A 23445-nucleotide genomic window follows, 5' to 3' on the forward strand; every position below is an offset into this window, starting at 1 on the left:
CATTATTCGGTGACGCATACAATCTGCGAGGCAGATGCGCTACGTTTACATGTTACGGCCGTGTCGCGCTGGTTCTTTACACCCGTAAGCAAAGTCGAGATAAAGCGATCTACCGGCTGCGGCGACGGCCATTTGACCCGCGTCGTAATCGCATTAGGCTGAAAATATCCAAGCGACTCGCTATATGCCGCGTTACTCGCGCCCCCTCCTAAAATAGTCGTTAGGCGCACACCTTCTGGATAGATGAAGTAGTTACCAGACGGTATTTCGTTGGGATTATCTGCCCAAGCATAACCAAACAATTCGTTTTTACCCAGCCCATTTTCCTTCAGCGGGAGATTTTGGCTCCCAAGATAGACTAACCAGCGGCCGTTCGGCGTCACCAATGCGCTACTACCTGCATTGTTTTCAAACCCACCCTCAGTTACGACAATCAGCGCGTTACCATTATCCGTAGCTCCCAGTGTGCCGTTCAGAGTCACGACACCGGACGCCTTCGCAACTAATGATTTTGAGTGAATATTACCCAATGATAACGTACCCCCCTGAATCCTCACCGAATTGGCATTAATCCCAGGGTTATTTGCGCTGCCAACCGTCTGCGTCACCGCGCCAGTCGTATCTATCTGTAAGTTCTTACCCGCCCCCAGCGTCAGTGCCCCATTCAGCGCCACTCCACCAGATCCCGTACCGCCGCTCAGCAGGCTCAAATCCGTCATCGCCGGTACGGTCAAACCCGCTGAGCCCAACGTGATCTGACCTGTCCCCGTCGTACTACCTATCTCGATCACACCAAAATTACTGATGTTCGACAGATCGCTCGTCGTCAGCGTGTACGTACCCGAACCTCCCGCCAAGCCAATGCTGGCCGACGTGTTCAGCGGGCTCAGTCGTAGCGTTGCGCCAGCGTTGCCATTCAGCGCGTTTGTCAAACTCAGACTTGGCGCATTCAGTCCAACGTCTCCGGTCGCCGTCAGACCTACCACTCCGCCCACCGTGCCTACCGTCAGACCATTCGTGTCTACCAACTCCAGGGCACCCGTCGTCCCCGCCACCGTGCCAACCGCGTTGCCCGCATTCGTCAACGTGACCGGACCGCCTCCCTGAAGTAATAGGTTCCCAGCCGTCAAACCCGCCGTCTGCGTCACCGCGCCAGTCGTATCGAGCTTCAGTAGGTTGCTGCCTACGTTTACGTCGGCGTTCAACGCCAAACCACCACTACCCGTCTGCAACCCAACGTCTCCGGTCGCCGTCAGGCCTGCAACTCCGCCCACCGTGCCTACCGTCAGACCATTCGTGTCTACCAAGTCCAGGGCACCCGTCGTCCCCGCCACCGTGCCAACCGCGTTGCCCGCATTCGTCAACGTGACCGGACCGCCTCCCTGAAGTAATAGGTTCCCAGCCGTCAAACCCGCCGTCTGCGTCACCGCGCCAGTCGTATCGAGCTTCAGTAGGTTGCTGCCTACGTTTACGTCGGCGTTCAACGCCAAACCACCACTACCCGTCTGCAACCCAACGTCTCCGGTCGCCGTCAGGCCTGCCACTCCGCCCACCGTGCCTACCGTCAGACCATTCGTGTCTACCAAGTCCAGGGCACCCGTCGTCCCCGCCATCGTGCCAACCGCGTTGCCCGCATTCGTCAACGTGACCGGACCGCCTCCCTGAAGTAATAGGTTCCCAGCCGTCAAACCCGCCGTCTGCGTCACCGCGCCAGTCGTATCGAGCTTCAGTAGGTTGCTGCCTACGTTTACGTCGGCGTTCAACGCCAAACCACCACTACCCGTCTGCAACCCAACGTCTCCGGTCGCCGTCAGGCCTGCCACTCCGCCCACCGTGCCTACCGTCAGACCATTCGTGTCTACCAAGTCCAGGGCACCCGTCGTCCCCGCCACCGTGCCAACCGCGTTGCCCGCATTCGTCAACGTGACCGGACCGCCTCCCTGAAGTAATAGGTTCCCAGCCGTCAAACCCGCCGTCTGCGTCACCGCGCCAGTCGTATCGAGCTTCAGTAGGTTGCTGCCTACGTTTACGTCGGCGTTCAACGCCAAACCACCACTACCCGTCTGCAACCCAACGTCTCCGGTCGCCGTCAGGCCTACCACTCCGCCCACCGTGCCTACCGTCAGACCATTCGTGTCTACCAAGTCCAGGGCACCCGTCGTCCCCGCCACCGTGCCAACCGCGTTGCCCGCATTCGTCAACGTGACCGGACCGCCTCCCTGAAGTAATAGGTTCCCAGCCGTCAAACCCGCCGTCTGCGTCACCGCGCCAGTCGTATCGAGCTTCAGTAGGTTGCTGCCTACGTTTACGTCGGCGTTCAACGCCAAACCACCACTACCCGTCTGCAACCCAACGTCTCCGGTCGCCGTCAGGCCTACCACTCCGCCCACCGTGCCTACCGTCAGACCATTCGTGTCTACCAAGTCCAGGGCACCCGTCGTCCCCGCCACCGTGCCAACCGCGTTGCCCGCATTCGTCAACGTGACCGGACCGCCTCCCTGAAGTAATAGGTTCCCAGCCGTCAAACCCGCCGTCTGCGTCACCGCGCCAGTCGTATCTATCTGTAAGTTCTTACCCGCCCCCAGCGTCAGTGCCCCATTCAGCGCCACTCCACCAGATCCCGTACCGCCGCTCAGCAGGCTCAAATCCGTCATCGCCGGTACGGTCAAACCCGTTGAGCCCAACGTGATCTGACCTGTCCCCGTCGTACTACCTATCTCGATCACACCAAAATTACTGATGTTCGACAGATCGCTCGTCGTCAGCGTGTACGTACCCGAACCTCCCGCCAAGCCAATGCTGGCCGACGTGTTCAGCGGGCTCAGTCGTAGCGTTGCTCCAGCCTTGCCATTCAGCGCGTTCGTCAAACTCAGACTTGGCGCATTCAGTCCAACGTCTCCAGTCGCCGTCAGACCTACCACTCCGCCCACCGTGCCTACCGTCAGACCATTCGTGTCTACCAACTCCAGGGCACCCGTCGTCCCCGCCACCGTGCCAACCGCGTTGCCCGCATTCGTCAACGTGACCGGACCGCCTCCCTGAAGTAATAGGTTCCCAGCCGTCAAGCCCGCCGTCTGCGTCACCGCGCCAGTCGTATCGAGCGTCAGATTTCGACCCGCCGCCACGTTTAACGGGCCATCCAGCGCCACTCCAGCCGAGCCTATTCCGCCATTTTTTAATTCAATATTAGAATTTGCCGGAGCCGACCAACCAGCTGAGCCCAATTTGATCGCGCCGGTACCCAGAGGAGAACCGATACTAATCGTGGCGAAATTTCCACCGGAATTAAGGAGACTGGTGCTAATCTGCAAGGTACCTGAACCGCCGGCAATGCCAATACTCGTGCCCAATGTGAGAGGTTGAAAACTCAGAGTTCCAGTCCCACCATTCAACGTATTACTAGCACCCAAACTGACGTTATCAGTTTTCAAGATTAAATTTCCGGACCCGGTCGTGAATGCGGTATAGGTGCCGTGTATTCCATGATAAATATTACTATTCTTAGAAGACTCGCCATTCAGAGTTATCGCCCCTCCAGCTGAGTCGATAGTGATACCACTTACACTTGTACCATTAAAATTAATTCCGTCAGCGGTAGCATCGAGCCCCCCCACAGATCCACCATAACCTTGCGCGCTCGATGTTGGAAGGCCAGCACCATCAAGTCCACCCCCACCCATGTAAATAAATCCACCATTGGTCTTTATCGAAGCACCGCCAGCTACCTGGATGCTACCGCCAGAAGATGAGCCTGATGCATTGGCATCAAGAATGATATTTAATTTCCCCTGACCCGGCAACAATGCATCTTCTATTTTTGCGTTCCCGGTAAGGATGACATTCTGGTCTGCCATCAACGTTAGCGTGGCGTTCAAACCTTGGGTCTTGATAATCGACGCATCCAAAGTAAGATTGCCAGGGTCGGCACCATTGACCGCAGCATATTGCGTTACCGATGTTCCTAGATTAAGCGCCGTTGAAATCGCAAGCGCGGTTGATGAATTTATCGTAAAACTACCTGGATCCAAAATCCATAATCCACCACGTCCTGACGGAGCCCCTGCATCAATAATTGCAGAAGCGACATCCAATTGCTTCCCGGAAGTTTCTATTAAGCCCCCTCCTCCTCCTTGGGCACCCCCGCGCGCGCTAATTTTTCCATATATCATCGTAGCCGCAGAGTTATTCTTACCAAGGTCAACACGCCCTCCATTACCCATTACCATTGCATCTGCATTGATGCTAGCACCCTTCTTCATATTTACTATACTACCGGCGCCTCCCACTTCAACGCGCCCTCCGCCCGCAGCTCCCGATGCGTACAGTTTCGCCTTATTTCCTAATTCAACTGATCGTGCTTGAATACTTATTTTACCGCCACTCGCCCCCACACCAACACCAGACACATCAAGAGAATTGTTAACATCAACCGTTCCGCCACTCGCACTCAGAACAATGGTCCCAGCATGATTTTCTATGCTACCGGCCTCGATAACACCCGTATTATTTACGACGGAATTAAGTAACGTCTGTGTAGATTTTGCAGACAATACAACCCGCCCAGACCGCGAATTTATCATGCCACTGTTTTTAACTAGCGCGTTAACAACGCCAACTGGAACCTCCAATCCAATCAATCGATCACCCAGAATAGAAACGCTCACAGTCGACCCAGAAACCAATCCAACCAGACCATCAGGAGAATAAATATTCCCAGAATTCTCGACATGCCCACCCAAAAAAACGACATACCCCCCACTCGAAGATGACAAATCTCCATAATTAACCACACCAGTCCCGCCATCCCCAGAAAAACGATAATCACCAGCAATGAAATTTTTATTACTAAGGCTAAGCGTACTCGCAACCAAGCCGCCCACATTAACCCTGGATCCAGACCCAAAAATTACGCCATTCGGATTAATAAGAAACACCTGGCCATTTGAAAACAGCCCACCAAAAATTGAACTTTTCGAATACCCAACAACCCGATTCAGAGCTACACTAGACGACGACGGCTGTATAAACCTAACATTTTCATTTTTTGAAATGTCAAAGGAGTTCCAATTTAATATAATTTTACTGCTACGTTGATTGATGTATAAATCACTCCCTGCTGACAGAACTGGACCCACCTGATTGGACAGTGATTGAACGCTGATAAGTGCTTCCTTCATCATGAGCGAGACGCTCTGGAGAGAAGCGATGAGACGGAAAAGACGAAACCATTCGCCTGAGTTCAAGGCCAAGGTAGCGCTTGCAGCGCTACAGGGTGACCTGACGATGGCTGAGTTGGTCAAGAAGTTCGATGTACATGCCAATCAGATCGCGGACTGGAAGAAGCAGCTGCTGAGCAACGCCTCGGATGTGTTCGGCAAGGGCGCACAGAAGGCTGAACAGTCGGCCGAAACCATTGAGCAGTTGCACGCCAAGATCGGCCAGCTGACGATGGAGAATGATTTTTTAGAACGCGGGCTCGAACGGATTCACGGGCCCAGAGGAAAGCAATGATAGATCGTCAGGATCCGCTGCCGGTAAGGCGGCAATGCGCGTTGCTGGACCTGCCGCGCTCGACGTTCTACCGCGTGGCCAAGCCGGTTACAGACGAGGAACTGGAACTCATGGCGCTGATTGATCGCTGCCACCTGAAGTATCCTTTCTATGGCAGCCGACGCATCCACGACTGGTTGGAAGACCAGGGTCACCGCGTAAACCGCAAGCGGGTTCAGCGCCTGATGCGCACGATGGACCTGAGGGCACAGTACCCGAAGCGCAACCTCAGCTTGGCCAATCAGGCGCACAAGGTCTATCCGTACCTGCTGCGGGATCGGGTTATCGACCGCCCGAACCAGGTCTGGGCGACCGACGTGACCTACATCCCGATGGCGCGGGGCTTTGTGTATCTGGTGGCCATCATGGACTGGCACTCGCGCAAGGTGCTCTCCTGGCGCGTATCGAACACGCTCGATGTGAGCTTCTGCGTCGATGCGCTTGAGGAGGCGATCGAGGCCTACGGCGCCCCGGAGATCTTCAATACCGACCAGGGGAGTCAGTTCACGAGCGAGGCGTTCACCGGCGTTCTCAAGCACCATGGCATCCGCATCAGCATGGATGGCAAGGGTCGGTGGGTCGATAACGTGTTCGTCGAGCGCCTGTGGCGCAGCGTGAAATATGAGGAGGTGTATCTGAAGGCCTACGACAATATCGCCGATGCACGAAGGTCACTGGGGCGATACCTGGCCTTCTACAACGCTGAGAGGCGGCACCAGTCACTGGACCGGCGCACCCCCGACAGCGTGTACTACGAATCCGCCGCCAGACTGGCGGCATAACCCGAGAGAGCACTTAGCGGGCTGTCCAATTTCCCGGGTCCACTTCTGACACCACAGAACCCCTGCCAGACACCACACTACCACCCAGAGGAAGCGCCCAAGCAGGAGCCAACCCACCCACCACAAAAATAGTCAAACAGCTTATAGTCAAAAAACCGGAGCGCGTCGAAACCCATTCTAGACGGGGAGTATAAATTAATTGACTCATCCCACCACCTCGTTAAACTGACATTAATTCATCCGCAGATTATTTAATTACCGCCTAAAATGTCACTGCGACCCGACCCCATACCTCACTACCCCTAGATGGCCCGACCGACGCCACATAAGGCCCAATACGATTCGCGTAGGCAAGCGATAATGAATAGCGACGCCAAAACCAATCCATAGCAAATCCAACCCCACCTAACGAGCTCCTATTGGAACCCGGAAATCCTGGATATTTTTTCTTCAAAAGTTCAACACGCCCATATTGGGAAAACCCGCTTATCACCCAACGCCCAGGCAAATGGAATGGTTTCACAATATGCGAAAGAACAAGGCTAGCAAGATAACCCTGCGAACCTTCGCCCTCACCCACAGGATACGCCATGACCCCATCAGGCCCACCCAAAAAATATTGCTCGGAAGAATCTAAATTCTTACTCGCCCATTGCACTGAAAACATTCCACGCAAAACAAAACCCATAGGAAATTTTTGGTTTCGCGATAAAACCCCATCTATTTTTGCGTAACGCCCTACTGAATTGATTGTGATTTTATCAAGCGCATAAGCTGATTCCGGTAAAATTCCGAGGCTACCATACGTCAACTTTAGACTACCGCCCGCATTTCCCCCAAGCCCAAAATCATCATCCTCACTTCCAGAAACACTAGCTTCCATATAGGTGGATTTTTTATTAACAAACCCACCTGTAATACCAATTATATCGCTCATAAATCTCTCCCCAACGCCATACTTAATTCTTATTATTGACCTAGAATGAAGCCACAATGGGTATCTCAAAAACAAATCAACTGATTTCGCCGACCCGTGAGCGTGCAACGCATAAAACGATTTTCCAAGATGATAGTTTAGTGATGACATTGAAACTCCAGCCCGGAGCCCATCAATAATATTGGGGGTAAGATAGTTAACTTCTCCGAATAGAACCCCACCCCCCTCTGAATTTAATACGTGCAATCCAAGCTGATCCCCATACCCACTTGGATTATTAACGGTTATATCAATACCAGATCGAAACTGACCCGAGTAATATCCTCCATGATTGTCTACATAGACATCTCCTGAAACTGCAGGTTTTGACCCGAGGTCGAAGATAGCATCGGTAGTCCCCGCAGATAACCCAGGCATCAACCTAACTCTAGAATACACAGAAGGGGTAAAATTCAGCAGCGCCAACGCGCGCTCCAACGGTTCTTGCTTAACTGGGTCTCCAGATGCAACATCAGATATCGTGTGGCGCACCATTTTATTATCTAATTTAGAATTGTTTTTGATAGAAACCCCCCCCATACACAACCTCTACAACATCTATCTCGACAATACCATTATTGATCGTTTGCGCCGGAACATAAGCTCTAGATAAAAAATACCCTCTATCGCGATACAGATCGGTTATTTTCCCAGCCAGCGACTCAAGCTCTCGCAAGCTGAGCAACCTACCTTCAGCAGGATCGACCACCGACCTCAACACCCCGGAAGGAATAATTTTATTTCCCACTATTATTATTTTTTTAATCGGTATCTTTATGCCGATCTTAGAATTCGAGTAAATCTTGTGTTTTTTATCATTTATTTCTATTTTTTTTATTTTTTCATGACTCCTATCCATCGGACTTATTTGACGCAATAAAGAACCTGCGGTTGGAGTAGAAAAATTGCCTATAGATGCCGCTTCCACAGCACCAGGGAATACGCCAATACCACCTGCGCCGAGCACCAACAGCCACGTTACCAAGCCCTCTATTCGCGTGAATATTTTACGCAACTCAAAACCCTCTAAGTTTTGTTATTAATCAGATCACCCCAATCGCAGACACAGGATCACATGCACCTAATAAATGCTCGCCACCACTTTTTTTAAAGTACCCTGATCCAAGGCTAACCACGCACCACCCAACGTCGCGCCAAGTATCAGCCAAATATCAAAATAACGCTCAACTACAGCCACACCAACGAAATAACCATATTTTTTTAATGCCATTTGGCGCGATCATTCCAAGTAACACCGCCATCAAAGCAACCTATACAGAGGATAGGCCAGATTAAGCAAAATGCCAGGCGCTACAGAACATCCAAAAAAGCAATGACGTTGGGACTCTCTACTTAGCACTCAACATCTACCACGACAGACAGAAGCGGGTCCGGAAATATGGGCCGTTGGGTAAGTACAATGAACGGCGCAAGACGTCTGTCAAGGATTAGAAGCCAAACGAAAACCTCGCTGTTACACACCAAGACCAAGGTGGCCATCGCCACGCTCAAGGGCAACCACACACTCGCTGAGCAGTTCAACGTCCACCCCAACTAGATCGCGCAATAGAAGACGCACTTGCTGGATAATCCCTCGGGTGTTTTCGCAACGTTGGTCGACATGCAAGCAGGGACACCGGACCTCTAGGAGTTGCACGAAAAAATCGGCCCGCAGGCCTTGGAAATGGATTTTTAGCCGGCACGTGCGCTCGCATCGTCGATGTGAGCGCGCTCACAAGCCCCCCGTGCTACGCCAAACGAAGCTTCTGGATGTCTCCACGTTAGTCGGTCTATTACTTGCCGCAAACGACACCCGATGCGGATCTGCGATTGATACGGCGGATCGATCCACTACATCTTGATCATCCGCTTACGTGTGCTTGCATGCCGCGTGATCTGTTAAAACTGGAAGGCTTAGAAGTGGGTCGCAAGCACCTCGCGACGCTGATGAAAAGATGAACATCGAGGCGCTCTACCGCAAGGCCAATACGATCCGCCGCAACAGTTCGCGCCGGATCTATTCGTATCGGGTACGCGGCCCTATCATCGACCGTGCAACCGAGCCTGGACGATGGACACGACCTACTTCCCGATGAGTCGCGGCTTTGTCTATTTGACCGCAGTGCTAGACTGGGCAGTGCGCCGGGTATTGGCCTGGTGTTTGCCCAACACACTGACACCCAAGGCCTGTGTTGATGCGCTGGAGGAGGCGATCCTGAAATACGCTGCGCCAGAAATCATGAATACCGGTAGGACAGTCAGTTCACCAACTCTGTGTCATCGGAGTCCTCCAACAACGGCATATCCAGATCAGCATGGATGGCAAAGGGTGCTGGCGGGACAACGTCTTCGTCGGCGAGCGGCCCTGGAAGATGATCAAGTACGAGGAGGCCTACCTGCATGGCTACGACACCGTCGCCAGTGCACGCCAAGCCTTGGCCATTTACTTTGACTTCTACAACCGACGCCGGCCGCAATCCGCACTTGACGGTAAAACACCGGACAGGCCCACTTTGAGCCGCCGTTGCGGACAGCAGCAGCCTAACCCGTAGAGGACTCACTAAAAAAAACCGAAATACGGGCCAACTCACTGGGCCATTTTTGGACAAACTGGTCAATCGTTTCAATTACTGATCGTATTTAGGTGTAGCGCTGATCCTGTGGATGCTCAGATCGGCGCCCTGGTATTCCTGCTCCTGATCCAAACGGATGCCAACCGTGTACTTGAGTCCACCATAAACGACCAGCCCCCCGACAAAGGCGATTACCACGCCGACGCCGGTGCCGATCAGCTGCGACCACAGACTGACCCCACCCGTCCCACCCAAGGCCTTGAGGCCGAAGATGCCGGCAGCAATGCCGCCCCAGGCGCCGCACAGGCCATGCAGCGGCCATACGCCCAGCACGTCGTCGATGCGCCAGCGATTCTGCGTCAGGGTGAACAGCCATACGAACAACCCACCGGCCACCGCGCCGGTAACGAGGGCGCCTACCGGGTGCATCAGGTTCGAGCCGGCGCAAATCGCGACCAAGCCGGCGAGCGGACCGTTATGCACGAAGCCAGGGTCGTTACGGCCGGCCAGCAACGCTGCCAGAATTCCACCTGCCATCGCCATCAGGCTGTTCACCGCCACCAGCCCACTGATCTGCCGTATGTCTTGCGCGGACATCACATTGAAACCGAACCAGCCAACGGTCAATATCCAGGCGCCCAACGCCAGGAAGGGTATGTTCGACGGCGGATGGGCGGACAACTCGCCATCCTTGCCATAGCGTCCGTGTCGCGGCCCCAGCATCAGCACCGCGGCCAGCGCGATCCAGCCACCCATCGCATGCACCACCACCGAACCAGCAAAGTCGTGAAAGGGCGCGCCGAATTGATGGGTCAGCCAAGCCTGGAAACCAAAGTGATCGCCCCACACCAGACCTTCATAGAAGGGGTACACCAACGCCACGAGCAGAAAAGTTGCAGCGAGCTGCGGATAGAAGCGCGCACGCTCGGCGATACCGCCGGAAACGATGGCTGGGATCGCTGCGGCAAAGGTGAGCAGGAAGAAAAAGCGGACCAATTCCTTGCCGTTATCCAACGACAGGTTACCTGCGTCACGCATGAAATCCGTGTGATAGGCGACGTAATAGCCGATGAAAAAATATGCCAAGGTGGAGATCGCAAAATCGACCAAGATCTTGACCAGTGCATTGACCTGATTCTTGCGCCGGACGGTGCCCACCTCTAGAAAGGCGAAACCCGCATGCATGGCCAGCACCAGGATGGCGCCAAGCAGTAGAAACAGGGTATCTAGGGCCGGATTGAGATTATTCATCGAGGATGCACCGATAGCGACGCCAAAAGCGCACTATCTTAGTGCATTAAAAGACTCATGCACAGATAGAGTGCACCCTCAGGTCTGCGGCAGAGTGACGCCTCGCTGTCCCTGGTATTTGCCGCCACGATCCTTGTAAGACACCTCGCAAACTTCGTCAGACTCCAGAAACAACATCTGAGCGATACCTTCGTTGGCGTAAATTTTGGCAGGTAACGGCGTGGTATTGGAGAACTCCAGTGTCACATGCCCCTCCCACTCTGGTTCCAGCGGCGTCACATTGACGATGATGCCGCAGCGCGCATAAGTGGATTTTCCGAGGCAAATGGTGAGCACGTTGCGCGGAATGCGGAAATATTCGACCGTGCGCGCCAGCGCGAAGGAGTTCGGCGGGATGATGCAAACGTCAGATTTGACGTCAACGAAGCTGTTCTGATCGAAACCCTTGGGGTCGACGATCGCCGAATTGATGTTGGTGAATATCTTGAATTCGTCGGCACAACGCACGTCGTAGCCGTAGCTGGAGGTACCATAGGACACAATCCGCTGTTCACCGCTGTGCCGCACCTGCCCCGGCTCGAAGGGATCGATCATATCGTGCTCAGCGGCCATACGGCGGATCCAGCGATCAGACTTAATGGACATGCGGCGGGCTCCGGGCCTGAGCGGGGCGTCGTGCGCCCCACGTATCGGGTCAGTTGTTCTGGATGACGATGTTAGGGAACTTGCCACTGTAGTCCTTGGACTGGCGGGCAAGCTGTGCGGCGGTATGGCGAGCGATATCGCGATAAATCTCGGCAACCCGTCCTCCCGGATCGGCCACAACGGTCGGTTTGCCGCTATCGGCCTGCTCCCGGATACGGATATCCAGCGGCAGTGAACCGAGCAGCTCCACGCCGTAGTCGTCCGACATGCGTTGACCGCCCCCTTCGCCGAAGATACGTTCTTCGTGGCCGCACTTCGAACAAATGTGGATGCTCATGTTTTCCACGATGCCAAGCACCGGCACTTCGACCTTCTCGAACATCTTCAGGCCCTTGCGCGCGTCCAGCAGGGCGATGTCCTGCGGGGTGGTAACGATCACCGCACCACTGACCGGAATCTTCTGCGACAAAGTCAGCTGGATGTCGCCGGTACCCGGTGGCAGGTCGATGACCAGATAGTCCAACTCGCCCCAGCGGGTTTCGGAAAGGAGTTGCTCCAGCGCCTGCGTCACCATCGGCCCGCGCCAGATCATCGGCGTTTCTTCCTCAATGAGGAAGCCGATGGACATCGCCTTGATGCCATAGTTTTCCATCGGCTCGAGCATCCGCCCGTCCTTGGTCTCCGGCTTACCCGAAATACCCAGCATGCGCGGCTGGCTCGGGCCATAGATATCGGCATCGAGCAAGCCCACGCTGGCGCCCTCGGCGTACAACGCCAGCGCCAGGTTCACCGCCGTGGTGGACTTGCCGACACCGCCCTTGCCCGATGCCACGGCGATAATGTTCTTGACCCCGGCAAGTGGCTTGAGGTTGCGTTGCACGGCATGGGACACGATCTCCCATTTCACGTCGACCTCAACCTTGTCGACACCGGCGACACGCCCGGCATGCTCACGAATCTCCGCCTGGATCGCCGGCACCAACTCTTTGGCTGGGTAACCCAGCACCACGTCCACAACCACCTTCGATCCGTCGATACGAATGTCGCGGATCTGGCCGGCAGCGACTCTATCCTTTTCAAGGTAAGGGTCCTGAATAACCTTCAGGGCCGTTTCAATCTGCAAACGGGATACCTCAGCCATCGCGTACGCGCCTCCAAAAACGTTCCGGGCCAGATGGCCCAAGCTGCAGCGATTGTACACCATGCCCCCACCCCCGATAAACCGCATAAATGCGGGGTTTGAGCGCACGCGCGCATGGCCGGCGGGCGTCGGACCTGATATGTTTAACCGCTTTTCGAAACGCAGACGAGCCTCCCCCATGACGCGCGACATCCTGGTCACCAGCGCCCTGCCCTACGCCAATGGGCCAATCCATATCGGCCACCTTGTCGAGTACATCCAGACCGATGTCTGGGTACGCTTCCAGCGCATGCACGGTCACCGCTGCTTCTACGTCGGCGCCGACGACGCTCACGGCACCCCGGTGATGTTGCGGGCCCAAGGCGAAGGGATATCTCCTGAATCGCTGATTGAACGCGTCGGCGCGGAGCACCGCGCGGACTTCGACGCCTTCGGCATCAGCTTCGACAATTACTACAGCACCCATTCAGAGGAAAACCGCGCGTTCGCATCCGACATCTATCTGAAGCTGCGCGAGGCCGGACACATCGCACGACGTACCATCAGCCAGTTCTACGACCCCGAACAGAAAATGTTCCTCCCAGACCGCTTCATCAAGGGCGGCTGCCCGCGCTGCGGCGCGGCGGATCAATACGGCGACAACTGCGAAGTCTGCGGCGCCACCTACGACGCGGCCGAACTCAAGGACCCGCGTTCGGTGCTCAGCGGCGCCACGCCGGTGAAAAAGGACTCCGAGCATTACTTCTTCAAGCTCTCCAACTTCGAGGCCATGCTGCGCGAATTCGTGCGTGACGCCACGCAGACGGAAGTGGCAAATAAAATGAACGAGTGGCTGTCGACCGGCCTGAACGACTGGGACATCTCGCGCGACGCGCCCTATTTTGGCTTTGAAATTCCAGACGCGCCGGGCAAGTATTTCTACGTCTGGCTGGACGCGCCCATCGGTTACATGGCGAGCTTCAAGAAGCTCAGTGAACGCTTGGGCCTGGACTTCGACGCTTGGTGGAACACCGACGCCAAGACTGAGCTGTATCACTTTATCGGCAAGGACATCCTGCGCTTTCACACCCTGTTCTGGCCAGCCGTGCTCAAGGGTGCGGGGCTACGCACGCCGACCGCCATCTACGCGCACGGCTTCCTCACTGTGGATGGCCAGAAGATGTCCAAATCGCGCGGCACCTTCATCAAGGCGCGCACCTATCTGGACCATCTCGACCCCGAATATCTGCGCTACTACTTCGCCGCAAAACTCGGGGCCGGCGTCGATGACCTCGACCTGAACCTCGACGACTTCGTCGCGCGGGTCAATTCCGACCTCGTCGGCAAAGTCGTCAACATCGCCAGCCGCTGCGCCGGGTTCATCCACAAACACTTCGACGACACGCTTGCCGATATCCTGCCTGATCCGGGGCTGCATCAAACGGTCGCCGCCGCAGGCGCGACCCTCGCGGGCCACTACGAGCGTCGCGAGTACGGCCAGGCCATGCGTGAAATCATGGCGCTTGCCGACCTTGCCAACCAGTACATCGACGAGCACAAACCTTGGGCACTGGCCAAACAGCCCGGGCAGGAAGCACAGATCCAGGCCGTATGCACTCAAGGCATCGACCTGTTCCACCAGCTGATCGTGTACCTCAAGCCGGTACTCCCCGCCTTGGCCGCACGCGCCGAAGCTTTTCTCTGCATCGAGGCACAGAACTGGGAAGATGCCGCCACCCCGCTATGCGGCCACAAAATTCAGCCCTACGCGCCTCTACTCACCCGCATCGACCCGAGTGCTATTGAAGCCATGACCGAAGCCGCCAAGGTAGACCTGCAGGCCGCCGCGCCCGCGCCAACCGGCCCACTGGCCGACGACCCAATCCGCCCTGAGATCGCCTACGACGATTTCGCCAAGGTAGACCTGCGCGTTGCGCGTATTGCCAAGGCCGAACACGTGGAAGGCGCCGAAAAACTGCTGCGTTTGACCCTCGACCTCGGCGGAGAGACGCGCAACGTCTTCGCGGGCATCAAGTCCGCCTACGCGCCCGAGGATCTCGAAGGCCGACTCACCGTCATGGTCGCCAACCTCGCCCCTCGCAAGATGCGCTTTGGCATCTCCGAGGGCATGGTCCTTGCCGCCGGCCCCGGCGGCAAGGACCTGTTCGTGCTCGGCCCCGACGACGGCGCTAAACCCGGCATGCGAGTGAAATAGGCTGGCTTCCCGATCCAGCCTCGCAGGCACCCCACCACCGCATTGAGGAGGCAGATCGGATGAACCCGGAAAAACCACTCGCCATAGTCGCCGGGGTCGGCCCCGGTTTGGGCGCAGCGCTATGTCGCCAATTCAGCGCGGCCGGCTATGCCGTCGCAGGGCTTGCGCGCACGCGCCACCACACCAACGCGTTAGCCGCAGAACTTGAGGCGGGCGGCGGCTCCACGCTCATGCTGGCCTGCGACCTCACTGACGAAGCCGCCGCACACACGGCGATGGAGGAGGCGACCGACAGACTCGGTCCACCGGAGATACTGGTCTATAACGCCGGCGCCATCGCCATGCACGCCTTCGCCGAAACACCCGTGGAGGACTTCGACAGGCTATGGGCGATTAACTGCCGGGGCGCCTTTCTATGCGCTCGCCACGTCGTACCAGCCATGCAGGCGCGCGGCCAGGGCACCATTATTTTCACCGGCGCCAGCGCCGCAACCAAACCGGCCGCCCGCTTCGCCGCCTTCGGCGCGGCCAAGTTCGCCCTGCGTGGCATGGCGCAGGCTATGGCGCGAGAACTGGGCCCGCAGGGCATCCACGTCGCACATGTCATCATCGACGGCATGATCCTCACGCCGAAAAACCGCGACCGCCCCGGCGTCACCACCGACAACACGCTGGACCCGGACGCGATCGCGCAAACCTATCTGGCTCTAATCCGCCAAAACCGCTCCGCCTGGACGCAGGAAATTGATCTGCGGCCGAATGTAGAGACCTTCTGAGCGCTCGCTGACCTCCAGGTAGGACAGCGGGGCTATTCGGATCTTCAACAGACAACACCTAAGACCACGCGACCGATAGCAAAACGACGCCGCGGGAACCTTCCATACACACTGCTCGCGCATAGCGAACGAGTTTAGAGGAAGCTCAAAACCGCCTGCTCGATATCGCTCTTGTCGATTACGGTGTCTTGGGTGACCGGCTTGCCGAACAAGGCCCGGATCCGCGCCGGGATAGGGGTGCCGGCTTTCGCGGCAACGGCTCCGAGCGCCTCGACGTCGTGCGTGCCGACTTCACCGGTCAACGCATTGGCAATCGTCGGCGAGAACTTGGTCCACTCGGCCGTCGAATAAGCGATGGTAACCAGCGGCTGAGTACGACAGGTGTCATAAGCCTTGAAGCAGGTGGCGGTGTGTGGGTCCATCAGGTAGCCGGCAGCAAAGGCTTGTTGGATGTACCGACGCCCCTCGTCATCATCGCAATAATCCGCGGAAAAGATTGCCTGCAGAGCCGCCCGTTCGTCGCTCCTCAGTTCGTAGTGACGTTCGGCATCCAATTGCTGCATCAGCGCCCTTGTCCGATCCCCACCGAATAGGTCGAACAGCACGCGCTCGATGTTTGACGATTTGAGGATGTCCATCGCCGGGGCATGGGTAGCGATCACACTACGATCACGCAAGTCGTAGCGCCCCGTGTTGATCAACTCGGTCAACACATTATTGCGGTTGGAAGCTATCAGGATCTTCTCCACCGGCAACCCCATTTTCATCGCGTAGTAACCGCCCAGGGCGTTGCCGAAATTACCGCTAGGCACATCGAGATAAACCTTATCACCGAGCACAATGGCGCCTTGGCGCACCAATTCCAGATAGCTATGGATATGATAGATCTGCTGGAAGATGATGCGGCCGAAGTTCACCGAGTTGGCCGCCGACAGCAGAGTGTTCTTCTCCTTCAGCTTGGCGCGAAAAGTGTCGGAGCCAAGTAGGGTCTTGAGGGCATTCTGAGCGTCGTCGAAGTCGCCGTGGATGCCAATCACTTTGAGATTCGCCGCATCTTCGGTAACCATCTGTAGCCGCTGAACGTCAGAGGTCCCACCGTCCGGGTACAGACAGGCGACCTTAACGTTCGGGCGATTCTTGAAAGTTTCCAGCGTAGCCGGGCCGGTATCGCCGCTGGTGGCGGCCAGAATTAGGTAATGCTCGCCACGTCGCTGCGCCAACGCTGAAAGAATCGTGCCGAAAGGTTGCAGAGCCATGTCTTTGAAGGCGCGCGTAGGACCATGATAGAGCTCGCTGACATAGAGATCCTCGCTCACCCTCACCACCGGCACCGGATTGGCCGGGTCGTCGAAATCGTCGTATAGCGCCAAGGCCTCGTCGATCAGCGCCGCATCGATATCCAGCTCGAAGGCTACCAGCACGTCGCGCGCCAAGGTTTTGTAATCGACGCTCACGTGCTTCGCAAGAAAATCACCACCCAGGTCCGGCAGGTGCTCGGGCACGTAAATGCCGCCAAAGGACGACATGGGGTTGAGGATAGCGTCTGAAAAGCCTATTCGAGCGGGGCGCTGGCCGTCGTTACCACGAGTTTCGATGAAGTACATAATAAGCCCTGAAGCGCTGTGGCGGAACGCGTGATTATAACCGTGCAGCCGGTCTACGGGCGAGCCTGCGGCGGCTACAATATCGTCATACACACGCTCGGTGTCTGCCGTGGAGCTCCTAATCAGCCGCCCTGCCTATGGATGCACGAAACTTTGCATCCATACGAACAGGCGACAAGCCATCCGTCTCCTCACCCAAGTCACCAGCGCCATCACCGAACCGGTGACGCGCGTAGCCATCAATCAGACTCAATCTGCCCTGGCTCACAAAACGACAGGAGGACGGATGTAAAAATATCCCAGTCAATCAATAACCGATAAAGCAAGGCCGTGACGACAGCCAGCTACGAGTTCGCCCTCGCAACATGAACACGCACGGATCAACATACAAAAACCTCTCATATGCCCTTGTCATTACGATTCAGGGGAGCGGAACCGTGCTCCAGATGCTTTTCAGCCTCACATCACATCACATCACATCACCCGCGAGCCGCCTGGCGAGTCAAGCGCAATCCGCTTTGTTCTAGCAACGCCGGCGATTCTCAATTCATCAAGCCAGAACAAAAATTCTTTAGAATCAAAAAGCGCTCGTATTAGCGAAAAAAAATCGCCCTCTGTATTTTATTTTCGCCCATTGTTTTTTATTTTTATTGCGTCGCAGGCGATAAGATACGAACATGCCTGACAGGTCAGAAATACCGCCAGGATTCTCGTGATTTTTTTGCCAGCAGATTTTAAATCATGGGGCTTGACGAATTTCACGGCAGCCGTTGAGGCGCTTTGCACACAACCCGCTCTTGATCAGAAACACTGATCCATACAAACACCGCGACCTAAGCAGGCTATATTTTCAGGGCAATGCATCGCCAAAATACGAAATGGCAACCCACATGAGATCTCACCCAAGCAATAGAAAAAAAACATCATCCCATGTGCGGGGGTGCATTTTTCTTTTATCCGCTTTCATGCTCGTCGCCTCGTCGCCTCCCGCATTAGCTGAAAAACCATCAGAATCCGGCATACTGAGCATGAATTTCGAGAATGATCTGTTCTACGACACCGATCACGACTACACCAATGGCGTCCGCATCGCTTGGCTTTCTAGTGCTAACGAATCACCAGACTGGATTGTGCAGGCCGCTCGTTTGTTTCCGCTATTTTCCGGTCACGGCCATGTGCGCACCGGTTATGCGCTTGGGCAAAGCATGTATACACCAAAAGACATCACACAAAAAAACCCACCTTTAAATGATCGCCCCTATGCAGGTTGGTTGTATGGTTCGATTGATGTTATTGCAGAAACTGATGCCCGTCTCGACCAACTCGGTTTGATGGTTGGGATTGTAGGACCATCATCGCTTGCCGAATCCACTCAGAAATTCATTCACAGAGTGATTGGTGTCGCGCAACCTGAGGGCTGGGACACCCAGATCAAAAATGAACTTGGGATAGTATTGATCTATCAGCGCAGTTGGCGACAAGCTGTTGACAAGAAAACGTTTGCAGGCATGTCTTACGACATAACGCCTCATGCTGGCGGAGCACTCGGCAACGTTTTCACCTATGCCAACACAGGCGTGACGTTACGCATAGGGAGACCACCGTCACTTGATTATGGCCCACCACGCATCCAACCAAGTCTTCCAGGATCTGGATTTTTTGTGCCGGATAGAGACATCGATTGGTATTTTTTCTCCGGCATAGACATTCGCGCGGTTGCGAGAAACATTTTTCTTGACGGCAACACTTTCGGTGGTGGACGTCGAATTGACAAGGAGCCGTTTGTCGGAGATCTGCAACTAGGCTTTGTGGTCATTTGGCAGCGTGTACGCCTCAGCTACACACACGTTTTACGGACACGTGAATTTAAAGGCCAAAGTGGTGGAGACAACTTCGGCGCGATGAGCCTATCCGCGTCATTCTAAATTTCCACCGTACAGAAACCCCGTGCGCGTACCCGAGAACTCAGGGGCCAGTTCAGCTTCCCGAGCCCCAGCAGGTAAAATTTCGGGCGGTTCTTCTAAATACAGATTGACACCCATCAGCCGATCCAAATGTATCGCGCGGGTCAGGCCGCAACCTCGAGCGTCCCCATATCCTATTCGCCGCATTAGCGTGAACGCGGGTACCCCGAACCGGGAGAGCAGTCAATGCCCGCATCATCAACTGCGGTGCATTGAGGTAGAATACGCATCATGAGCACCCTCGAAACCGCACGCGATACCCTGGCCAGCCTCGGCCGTGACTTCCATGCCCGTGGCTGGGTACCCGCCACAGCGGGCAACCTCTCCGCACGCCTTGACAACGGGCAAGTCGCGATGACCCGATCCGGGCGACACAAGGGACATCTCGGCAAAGAGGACTTCATGCGCCTGGACACCCTTGGCCAGCCGCTGGACGAGGGCACACCCTCAGCGGAAGCAGGGTTACACCTGGCGCTGTACCGGCGCTGGCCGGAGATTGGCTGCGTATTGCACACTCATTCACCGCGGGCGACGGTGATCTCGCGCAGGCGCGGCAAGCACATCACCCTCTCGGGTTACGAGCTACTCAAGGCCTTCGACGGTATCGACACGCACGAGGCAGAGGTCGCCTTACCGATCTTTGACAACGATCAGGACATCCCTCGGCTTGGCGCACGCGTTAACGCCTGGCTTGATCGTAATCCAGCCCCACCAGGCTATCTGATCCGCGGGCACGGTCTGTATACCTGGGGGCGCGATGCCATCGCCGCCGAACGCCACGCCGAAGCCCTGGAATTCCTGTTCGAATGCGAACTGCTGGCCAACCGCTAGGAGCAAGCCATGAGCCGACTGAGTCTCTATCCGCAAGCCGCCGACACACCGACACGCACCCTGACCGAGTTCGATGACATCGCCGAAGCACTCGGTGAGGTCGGCGTGCGTTTCGAGCGCTGGAGCGCGACTACCCCGCTGTCGATGGGGGCCGGGCAGGATGAAACCCTGACCGCCTATCGCGCCGACGTCGACCGACTGATGGCCGAGAGCGGGTATCGCTCAGCCGACGTGATCAGCCTGACGCCGGATCACCCGCAGCGGGAAATGCTACGGGCCAAATTCCTCGACGAACACACTCACGGCGAAGACGAAATTCGCTTCTTCGTCGAGGGTTCCGGGCTGTTCTATTTGCACATCGGCGAACAGGTCTATGGCGTGCTCTGCGAAAAAAATGATCTGATTAGCGTGCCAGCCGGTACGCCGCACTGGTTCGACATGGGACCGCGCCCACACTTCATCGCTATCCGACTGTTCGGCAATCCTGACGGCTGGGTCGCCCACTTTACCCAAAACCCCATCGCGGAACGCTTCCCACGTCTGGAGGCCTGAACACTTGATCCGGGCAATTCTCACCGATATCGAAGGCACCACATCCAGCCTCGCCTTCGTCAAGGACACGCTGTTTCCCTATGCGGCACAGGCGATGCCTGCCTTCGTTCGCCAGCACGAAAACGATCCCGAGGTTGCCGCATTACTGAAAGCCATTGCCAAAGAGGCCGACGCGCAGGATACGCCGTCGATCATCGACACCCTGCTCGGCTGGATACAGGAGGACCGCAAGGCAACCCCGCTCAAGACTCTGCAGGGTTTGATCTGGGCCGATGGCTATACCCGCGGGCAGCTACGCGGGCACGTCTACGCCGACGCAGCGCGTCAACTGCGTGCCTGGCACACGGCCGGCTTGCAGATATACATCTATTCCTCTGGTTCAGTGCAGGCGCAGCAACTGCTGTTCGCACACACCGCCTTCGGCAATCTCACGAATCTGTTCACTGGCTATTTCGATACCCGCATTGGCGGAAAACGCGAGACGGCTAGTTATCGAGGCATCGCCGCTGCCTTGACACTTCCGCCTGGCGAAATTCTCTTTCTCTCGGATGTATGCGCGGAGCTGGACGCCGCGCGGGAAGCCGGCATGAAAACGCATCAACTGCTCCGTGAGGGCGTCAACCCGCAGCCCTGTGGGCATCCGCAATCCACCGATTTCGATCAAGTTGCGCGGGATCAGGCGGATTTACCTATCGGCGATGTGCCCGCACTGTAATCCCCCTCGTGGACGGCCACGTCGCCGCCACCGGTGGCCTTGACCCGATACATGGCTTCGTCCGCGTCACGGATGGCCGACTCGCTACCGATGGATTCCGGCCCCAGCATGCGCACGCCGATACTGACACCAATCACGACTGCCTGCCCGCGCGTCTCGATGGGCTCGCACGCCAGCTTGAGGAGCTTGCGCGCGGCTTCCTCGGCCTTGGCACGTGCATGCGCCGGCTCCACAGACAATCGATGCAGCAACACCACGAATTCGTCGCCACCCAAGCGGCTGACCAGATCCTCACGCCGCGTCATGGATTGCAGCCGCTGCGCGGTGACGATCAGGACGATGTCTCCAAACTCATGGCCCAGCGTATCGTTGATTTTCTTGAAGCCGTCCAGATCGACCAGCAGCAGTGCGCCATAGGCAGGCGTGCGCCGATAACCCGCTAGCGCACGCTCCAGGTAATCCGCCAGTAAACGGCGATTGGGCAGGCGCGTCAGCGGATCGTGATAGGCCAGATGAGTGACCTGACGCAACAGGTGGTCGTGGGCGGTGATGAACGGACGCACCACCCACAAATAGATCCACGGAATCGAGATCAACCCCAGGAGCACTGCGTCGACCACGGTTTCGGTCAGCGCATGGACCTTGAACGGCGCGACGGCCAGCATCACCATGATTGCGGCTTCGACCAACATAATAATCAAGGAAATGCGCAGGACCACCTGCCTGACGCTCAGGACACCCGCATCACTGTATTCATCCCGCTCCGTGCGTTCATCTGGCAGCAGCATGCAACCTTGTCCAGTTAGGCCCGCGACAGGCCGCGGACGCTGTAACTATAAACCACCGCACGCCGCGTATCGTGACAACTCACGCACTCACGACGACGGGAATGATCTCAACCAGGTCGGTTTCGCCGAAATCCACTCCGAACTGCGACAACAGCGTCGTGATCTGCCCACGGTGATGTACCTGGTGCAGAAACTGGTGCAGCAGGAGGTCGCCCAGCAGGCGGACGGACGACACTCCACGGAAATTCTCGTAGGCCAGCGCAGACTCCAGATCAGCCTCGCGCAACACCGCACACCAGTCGATGAGCATGGCATCCAGGCGAGCCCGCACTGGCGTCAGCGCATCGAGTGATGGATAGAGTATCGCGTCGAGTTTCTGCGGTACGGGCATCGTCGCCATCTCCTCAAGCGCCGTGCAGCTGGCGTCATGGTTCGAAAAACGCCGCAGCCAGACGATATCCCCCACCAGAATATGATTGAGCGTGCCGAGTACGGAGCCAAAGAAAGCACCACGCTCGGCGGCCAGCTCCTGCGGCGTCAGACGCGCGCAGGCCTCGTACTGGCGTGTATTCATCAAACGGTTATACTCGGCCAGCAGCCGAATTTGCTCCAATCTCGCCATGCGTCGCTCCACACCCTACCGAATTGTGAGTAGTAGCACCCCTCAATGGCCGCTACTCGCTAACAACATCCAGCCACTCATCGCGGCCTATGGCGAGCCGGTTACGCGCCCGAAATGCGCCTGTACACGCAGCGTGCGCAACCACCGGCGCATCCTCGCCGCGGACAGGGTATAGAACATCGCGTTGAATGCGGCAACGATCACGAAGGTGACGGAAAGTAACCACAGTTGCGGTGTCGGCGGTGCGGCCGGGCTGACGAACTGCGGCAGGAATGCAACAAAAAACAATATCCCCTTGGGATTGAATGCGGTCACCAGATAGGTGTTTGCGAACATGCGCCACGAATCCCGCGCCGGCAAGGCCTGCACCGATGAAGACCCAATATAGGCCGCCGAGCCACTTGAGCGCCCCGGACCACAGAGCCGAGGCCACCAGCAAGGCGCCAAGTCCCACGAGCGCCAGGGCGGTTGGACCGGGAAT

General features: G+C 56.5%; 18 protein-coding genes and 2 pseudogenes. 8 read left to right on the top strand and 12 right to left on the bottom strand.

The window, feature by feature from the left end; translation table 11 throughout:
- Nucleotides 1-2 precede the first annotated feature (2 nt).
- Entirely contained in the window at nucleotides 3-3149 is a 3147-nt protein-coding gene (locus tag BI364_RS18790; protein WP_070079264.1) for a beta strand repeat-containing protein, read from the bottom strand.
- A 1284-nt stretch (nucleotides 3150-4433) separates the two neighbouring features.
- Nucleotides 4434-5180, bottom strand: a pseudogene (locus BI364_RS19255) (two-partner secretion domain-containing protein); the annotation flags it as partial.
- A gap of 25 nt (nucleotides 5181-5205) precedes the next feature.
- Here BI364_RS19255 and BI364_RS13955 point away from each other — a divergent pair.
- A protein-coding gene (locus tag BI364_RS13955) for an IS3 family transposase (protein WP_156782608.1) occupies nucleotides 5206-6332 on the top strand; the annotation gives its coding sequence in 2 pieces (ribosomal slippage) (nucleotides 5206-5473 and nucleotides 5473-6332; 1128 coding nt in all).
- A gap of 262 nt (nucleotides 6333-6594) precedes the next feature.
- On the opposite strand, the gene BI364_RS18055 is transcribed toward BI364_RS13955, so the two are convergent.
- From BI364_RS18055 to BI364_RS18060, 3 genes are all read right to left on the bottom strand, one after another.
- A complete protein-coding gene (locus tag BI364_RS18055) occupies nucleotides 6595-7803 on the bottom strand; it encodes a ShlB/FhaC/HecB family protein (protein WP_156782771.1) in 1209 nt (402 codons plus the stop codon).
- A 13-nt stretch (nucleotides 7804-7816) separates the two neighbouring features.
- On the bottom strand, nucleotides 7817-8323 hold the full coding sequence (locus BI364_RS13960) for a POTRA domain-containing protein (RefSeq protein ID WP_156782772.1): 507 nt from the start codon (nucleotides 8321-8323) through the stop codon (nucleotides 7817-7819).
- A gap of 66 nt (nucleotides 8324-8389) precedes the next feature.
- The gene (locus BI364_RS18060) at nucleotides 8390-8539 is read right to left on the bottom strand and encodes a hypothetical protein (RefSeq protein WP_156782773.1); all 150 of its coding nucleotides are present in this window, start codon (nucleotides 8537-8539) and stop codon (nucleotides 8390-8392) included.
- A gap of 216 nt (nucleotides 8540-8755) precedes the next feature.
- Between BI364_RS18060 and BI364_RS13965 the strand changes: the two are divergent.
- Nucleotides 8756-9860 (top strand): annotated as a pseudogene (locus BI364_RS13965) (DDE-type integrase/transposase/recombinase).
- A 75-nt stretch (nucleotides 9861-9935) separates the two neighbouring features.
- Here BI364_RS13965 and BI364_RS13970 read toward each other — a convergent pair.
- The 3 genes from BI364_RS13970 to apbC all read right to left on the bottom strand — a co-directional run bounded on the left by BI364_RS13970 (nucleotide 9936) and on the right by apbC (nucleotide 12918).
- Nucleotides 9936-11132: an ammonium transporter gene (locus BI364_RS13970; RefSeq protein WP_070079267.1), complete on the bottom strand. Its 1197-nt coding sequence runs from the start codon at nucleotides 11130-11132 to the stop codon at nucleotides 9936-9938.
- A gap of 78 nt (nucleotides 11133-11210) precedes the next feature.
- On the bottom strand, nucleotides 11211-11777 hold the full coding sequence (gene dcd, locus BI364_RS13975; protein WP_070079268.1) for a dCTP deaminase: 567 nt from the start codon (nucleotides 11775-11777) through the stop codon (nucleotides 11211-11213).
- Between the two features lie 49 nt (nucleotides 11778-11826).
- Nucleotides 11827-12918 (bottom strand): iron-sulfur cluster carrier protein ApbC, encoded by a 1092-nt coding sequence (gene apbC / locus BI364_RS13980; RefSeq protein ID WP_070080091.1) that lies wholly within the window; start codon nucleotides 12916-12918, stop codon nucleotides 11827-11829.
- Between the two features lie 178 nt (nucleotides 12919-13096).
- On the opposite strand from apbC, the gene metG reads away from it, so the two are divergent.
- Nucleotides 13097-15112 carry a methionine--tRNA ligase gene (metG, locus tag BI364_RS13985; RefSeq protein WP_083251428.1) on the top strand — a complete coding sequence of 672 codons (2016 nt, stop codon included), beginning with the start codon at nucleotides 13097-13099 and terminating at the stop codon, nucleotides 15110-15112.
- Nucleotides 15113-15171: 59 nt separating this feature from the next.
- A complete protein-coding gene (locus tag BI364_RS13990) occupies nucleotides 15172-15888 on the top strand; it encodes an SDR family NAD(P)-dependent oxidoreductase (RefSeq protein WP_070079270.1) in 717 nt (238 codons plus the stop codon).
- A 134-nt stretch (nucleotides 15889-16022) separates the two neighbouring features.
- Here the strand turns inward: BI364_RS13990 and thrC are convergent, their stop codons facing one another.
- The gene (gene thrC, locus BI364_RS13995) at nucleotides 16023-17492 is read right to left on the bottom strand and encodes a threonine synthase (RefSeq protein WP_070079271.1); all 1470 of its coding nucleotides are present in this window, start codon (nucleotides 17490-17492) and stop codon (nucleotides 16023-16025) included.
- Nucleotides 17493-18457: 965 nt separating this feature from the next.
- Between thrC and BI364_RS14000 the strand changes: the two genes are divergently transcribed.
- The 4 genes from BI364_RS14000 to mtnC all read left to right on the top strand — a co-directional run bounded on the left by BI364_RS14000 (nucleotide 18458) and on the right by mtnC (nucleotide 21554).
- On the top strand, nucleotides 18458-19417 hold the full coding sequence (locus BI364_RS14000; RefSeq protein ID WP_070079272.1) for a lipid A deacylase LpxR family protein: 960 nt from the start codon (nucleotides 18458-18460) through the stop codon (nucleotides 19415-19417).
- A 270-nt stretch (nucleotides 19418-19687) separates the two neighbouring features.
- Entirely contained in the window at nucleotides 19688-20287 is a 600-nt protein-coding gene (locus tag BI364_RS14005; protein ID WP_070079273.1) for a methylthioribulose 1-phosphate dehydratase, read from the top strand.
- Between the two features lie 9 nt (nucleotides 20288-20296).
- Nucleotides 20297-20839, top strand: a complete 543-nt coding sequence (locus tag BI364_RS14010; RefSeq protein WP_070079274.1) for a 1,2-dihydroxy-3-keto-5-methylthiopentene dioxygenase — start codon at nucleotides 20297-20299, stop codon at nucleotides 20837-20839.
- Nucleotides 20840-20843: 4 nt separating this feature from the next.
- Nucleotides 20844-21554, top strand: a complete 711-nt coding sequence (gene mtnC / locus BI364_RS14015) for an acireductone synthase (protein ID WP_070079275.1) — start codon at nucleotides 20844-20846, stop codon at nucleotides 21552-21554.
- Here mtnC and BI364_RS14020 read toward each other — a convergent pair.
- From BI364_RS14020 to BI364_RS18445, 3 genes are all read right to left on the bottom strand, one after another.
- On the bottom strand, nucleotides 21515-22342 hold the full coding sequence (locus BI364_RS14020) for a GGDEF domain-containing protein (RefSeq protein WP_070079276.1): 828 nt from the start codon (nucleotides 22340-22342) through the stop codon (nucleotides 21515-21517). The two genes, mtnC and BI364_RS14020, sit on opposite strands and share 40 nt — an antisense overlap.
- 79 nt (nucleotides 22343-22421) lie before the next feature.
- A complete protein-coding gene (locus BI364_RS14025) occupies nucleotides 22422-22964 on the bottom strand; it encodes a DinB family protein (RefSeq protein WP_070079277.1) in 543 nt (180 codons plus the stop codon).
- Between the two features lie 87 nt (nucleotides 22965-23051).
- Complete coding sequence (locus BI364_RS18445) at nucleotides 23052-23333, bottom strand: LysE family translocator (protein ID WP_070079278.1); 282 nt, start codon at nucleotides 23331-23333, stop codon at nucleotides 23052-23054.
- Between the last annotated feature and the right edge of the window lie 112 nt (nucleotides 23334-23445).

The organism is Acidihalobacter yilgarnensis, from assembly GCF_001753245.1.
Lineage (GTDB): Bacteria > Pseudomonadota > Gammaproteobacteria > DSM-5130 > Acidihalobacteraceae > Acidihalobacter > Acidihalobacter yilgarnensis.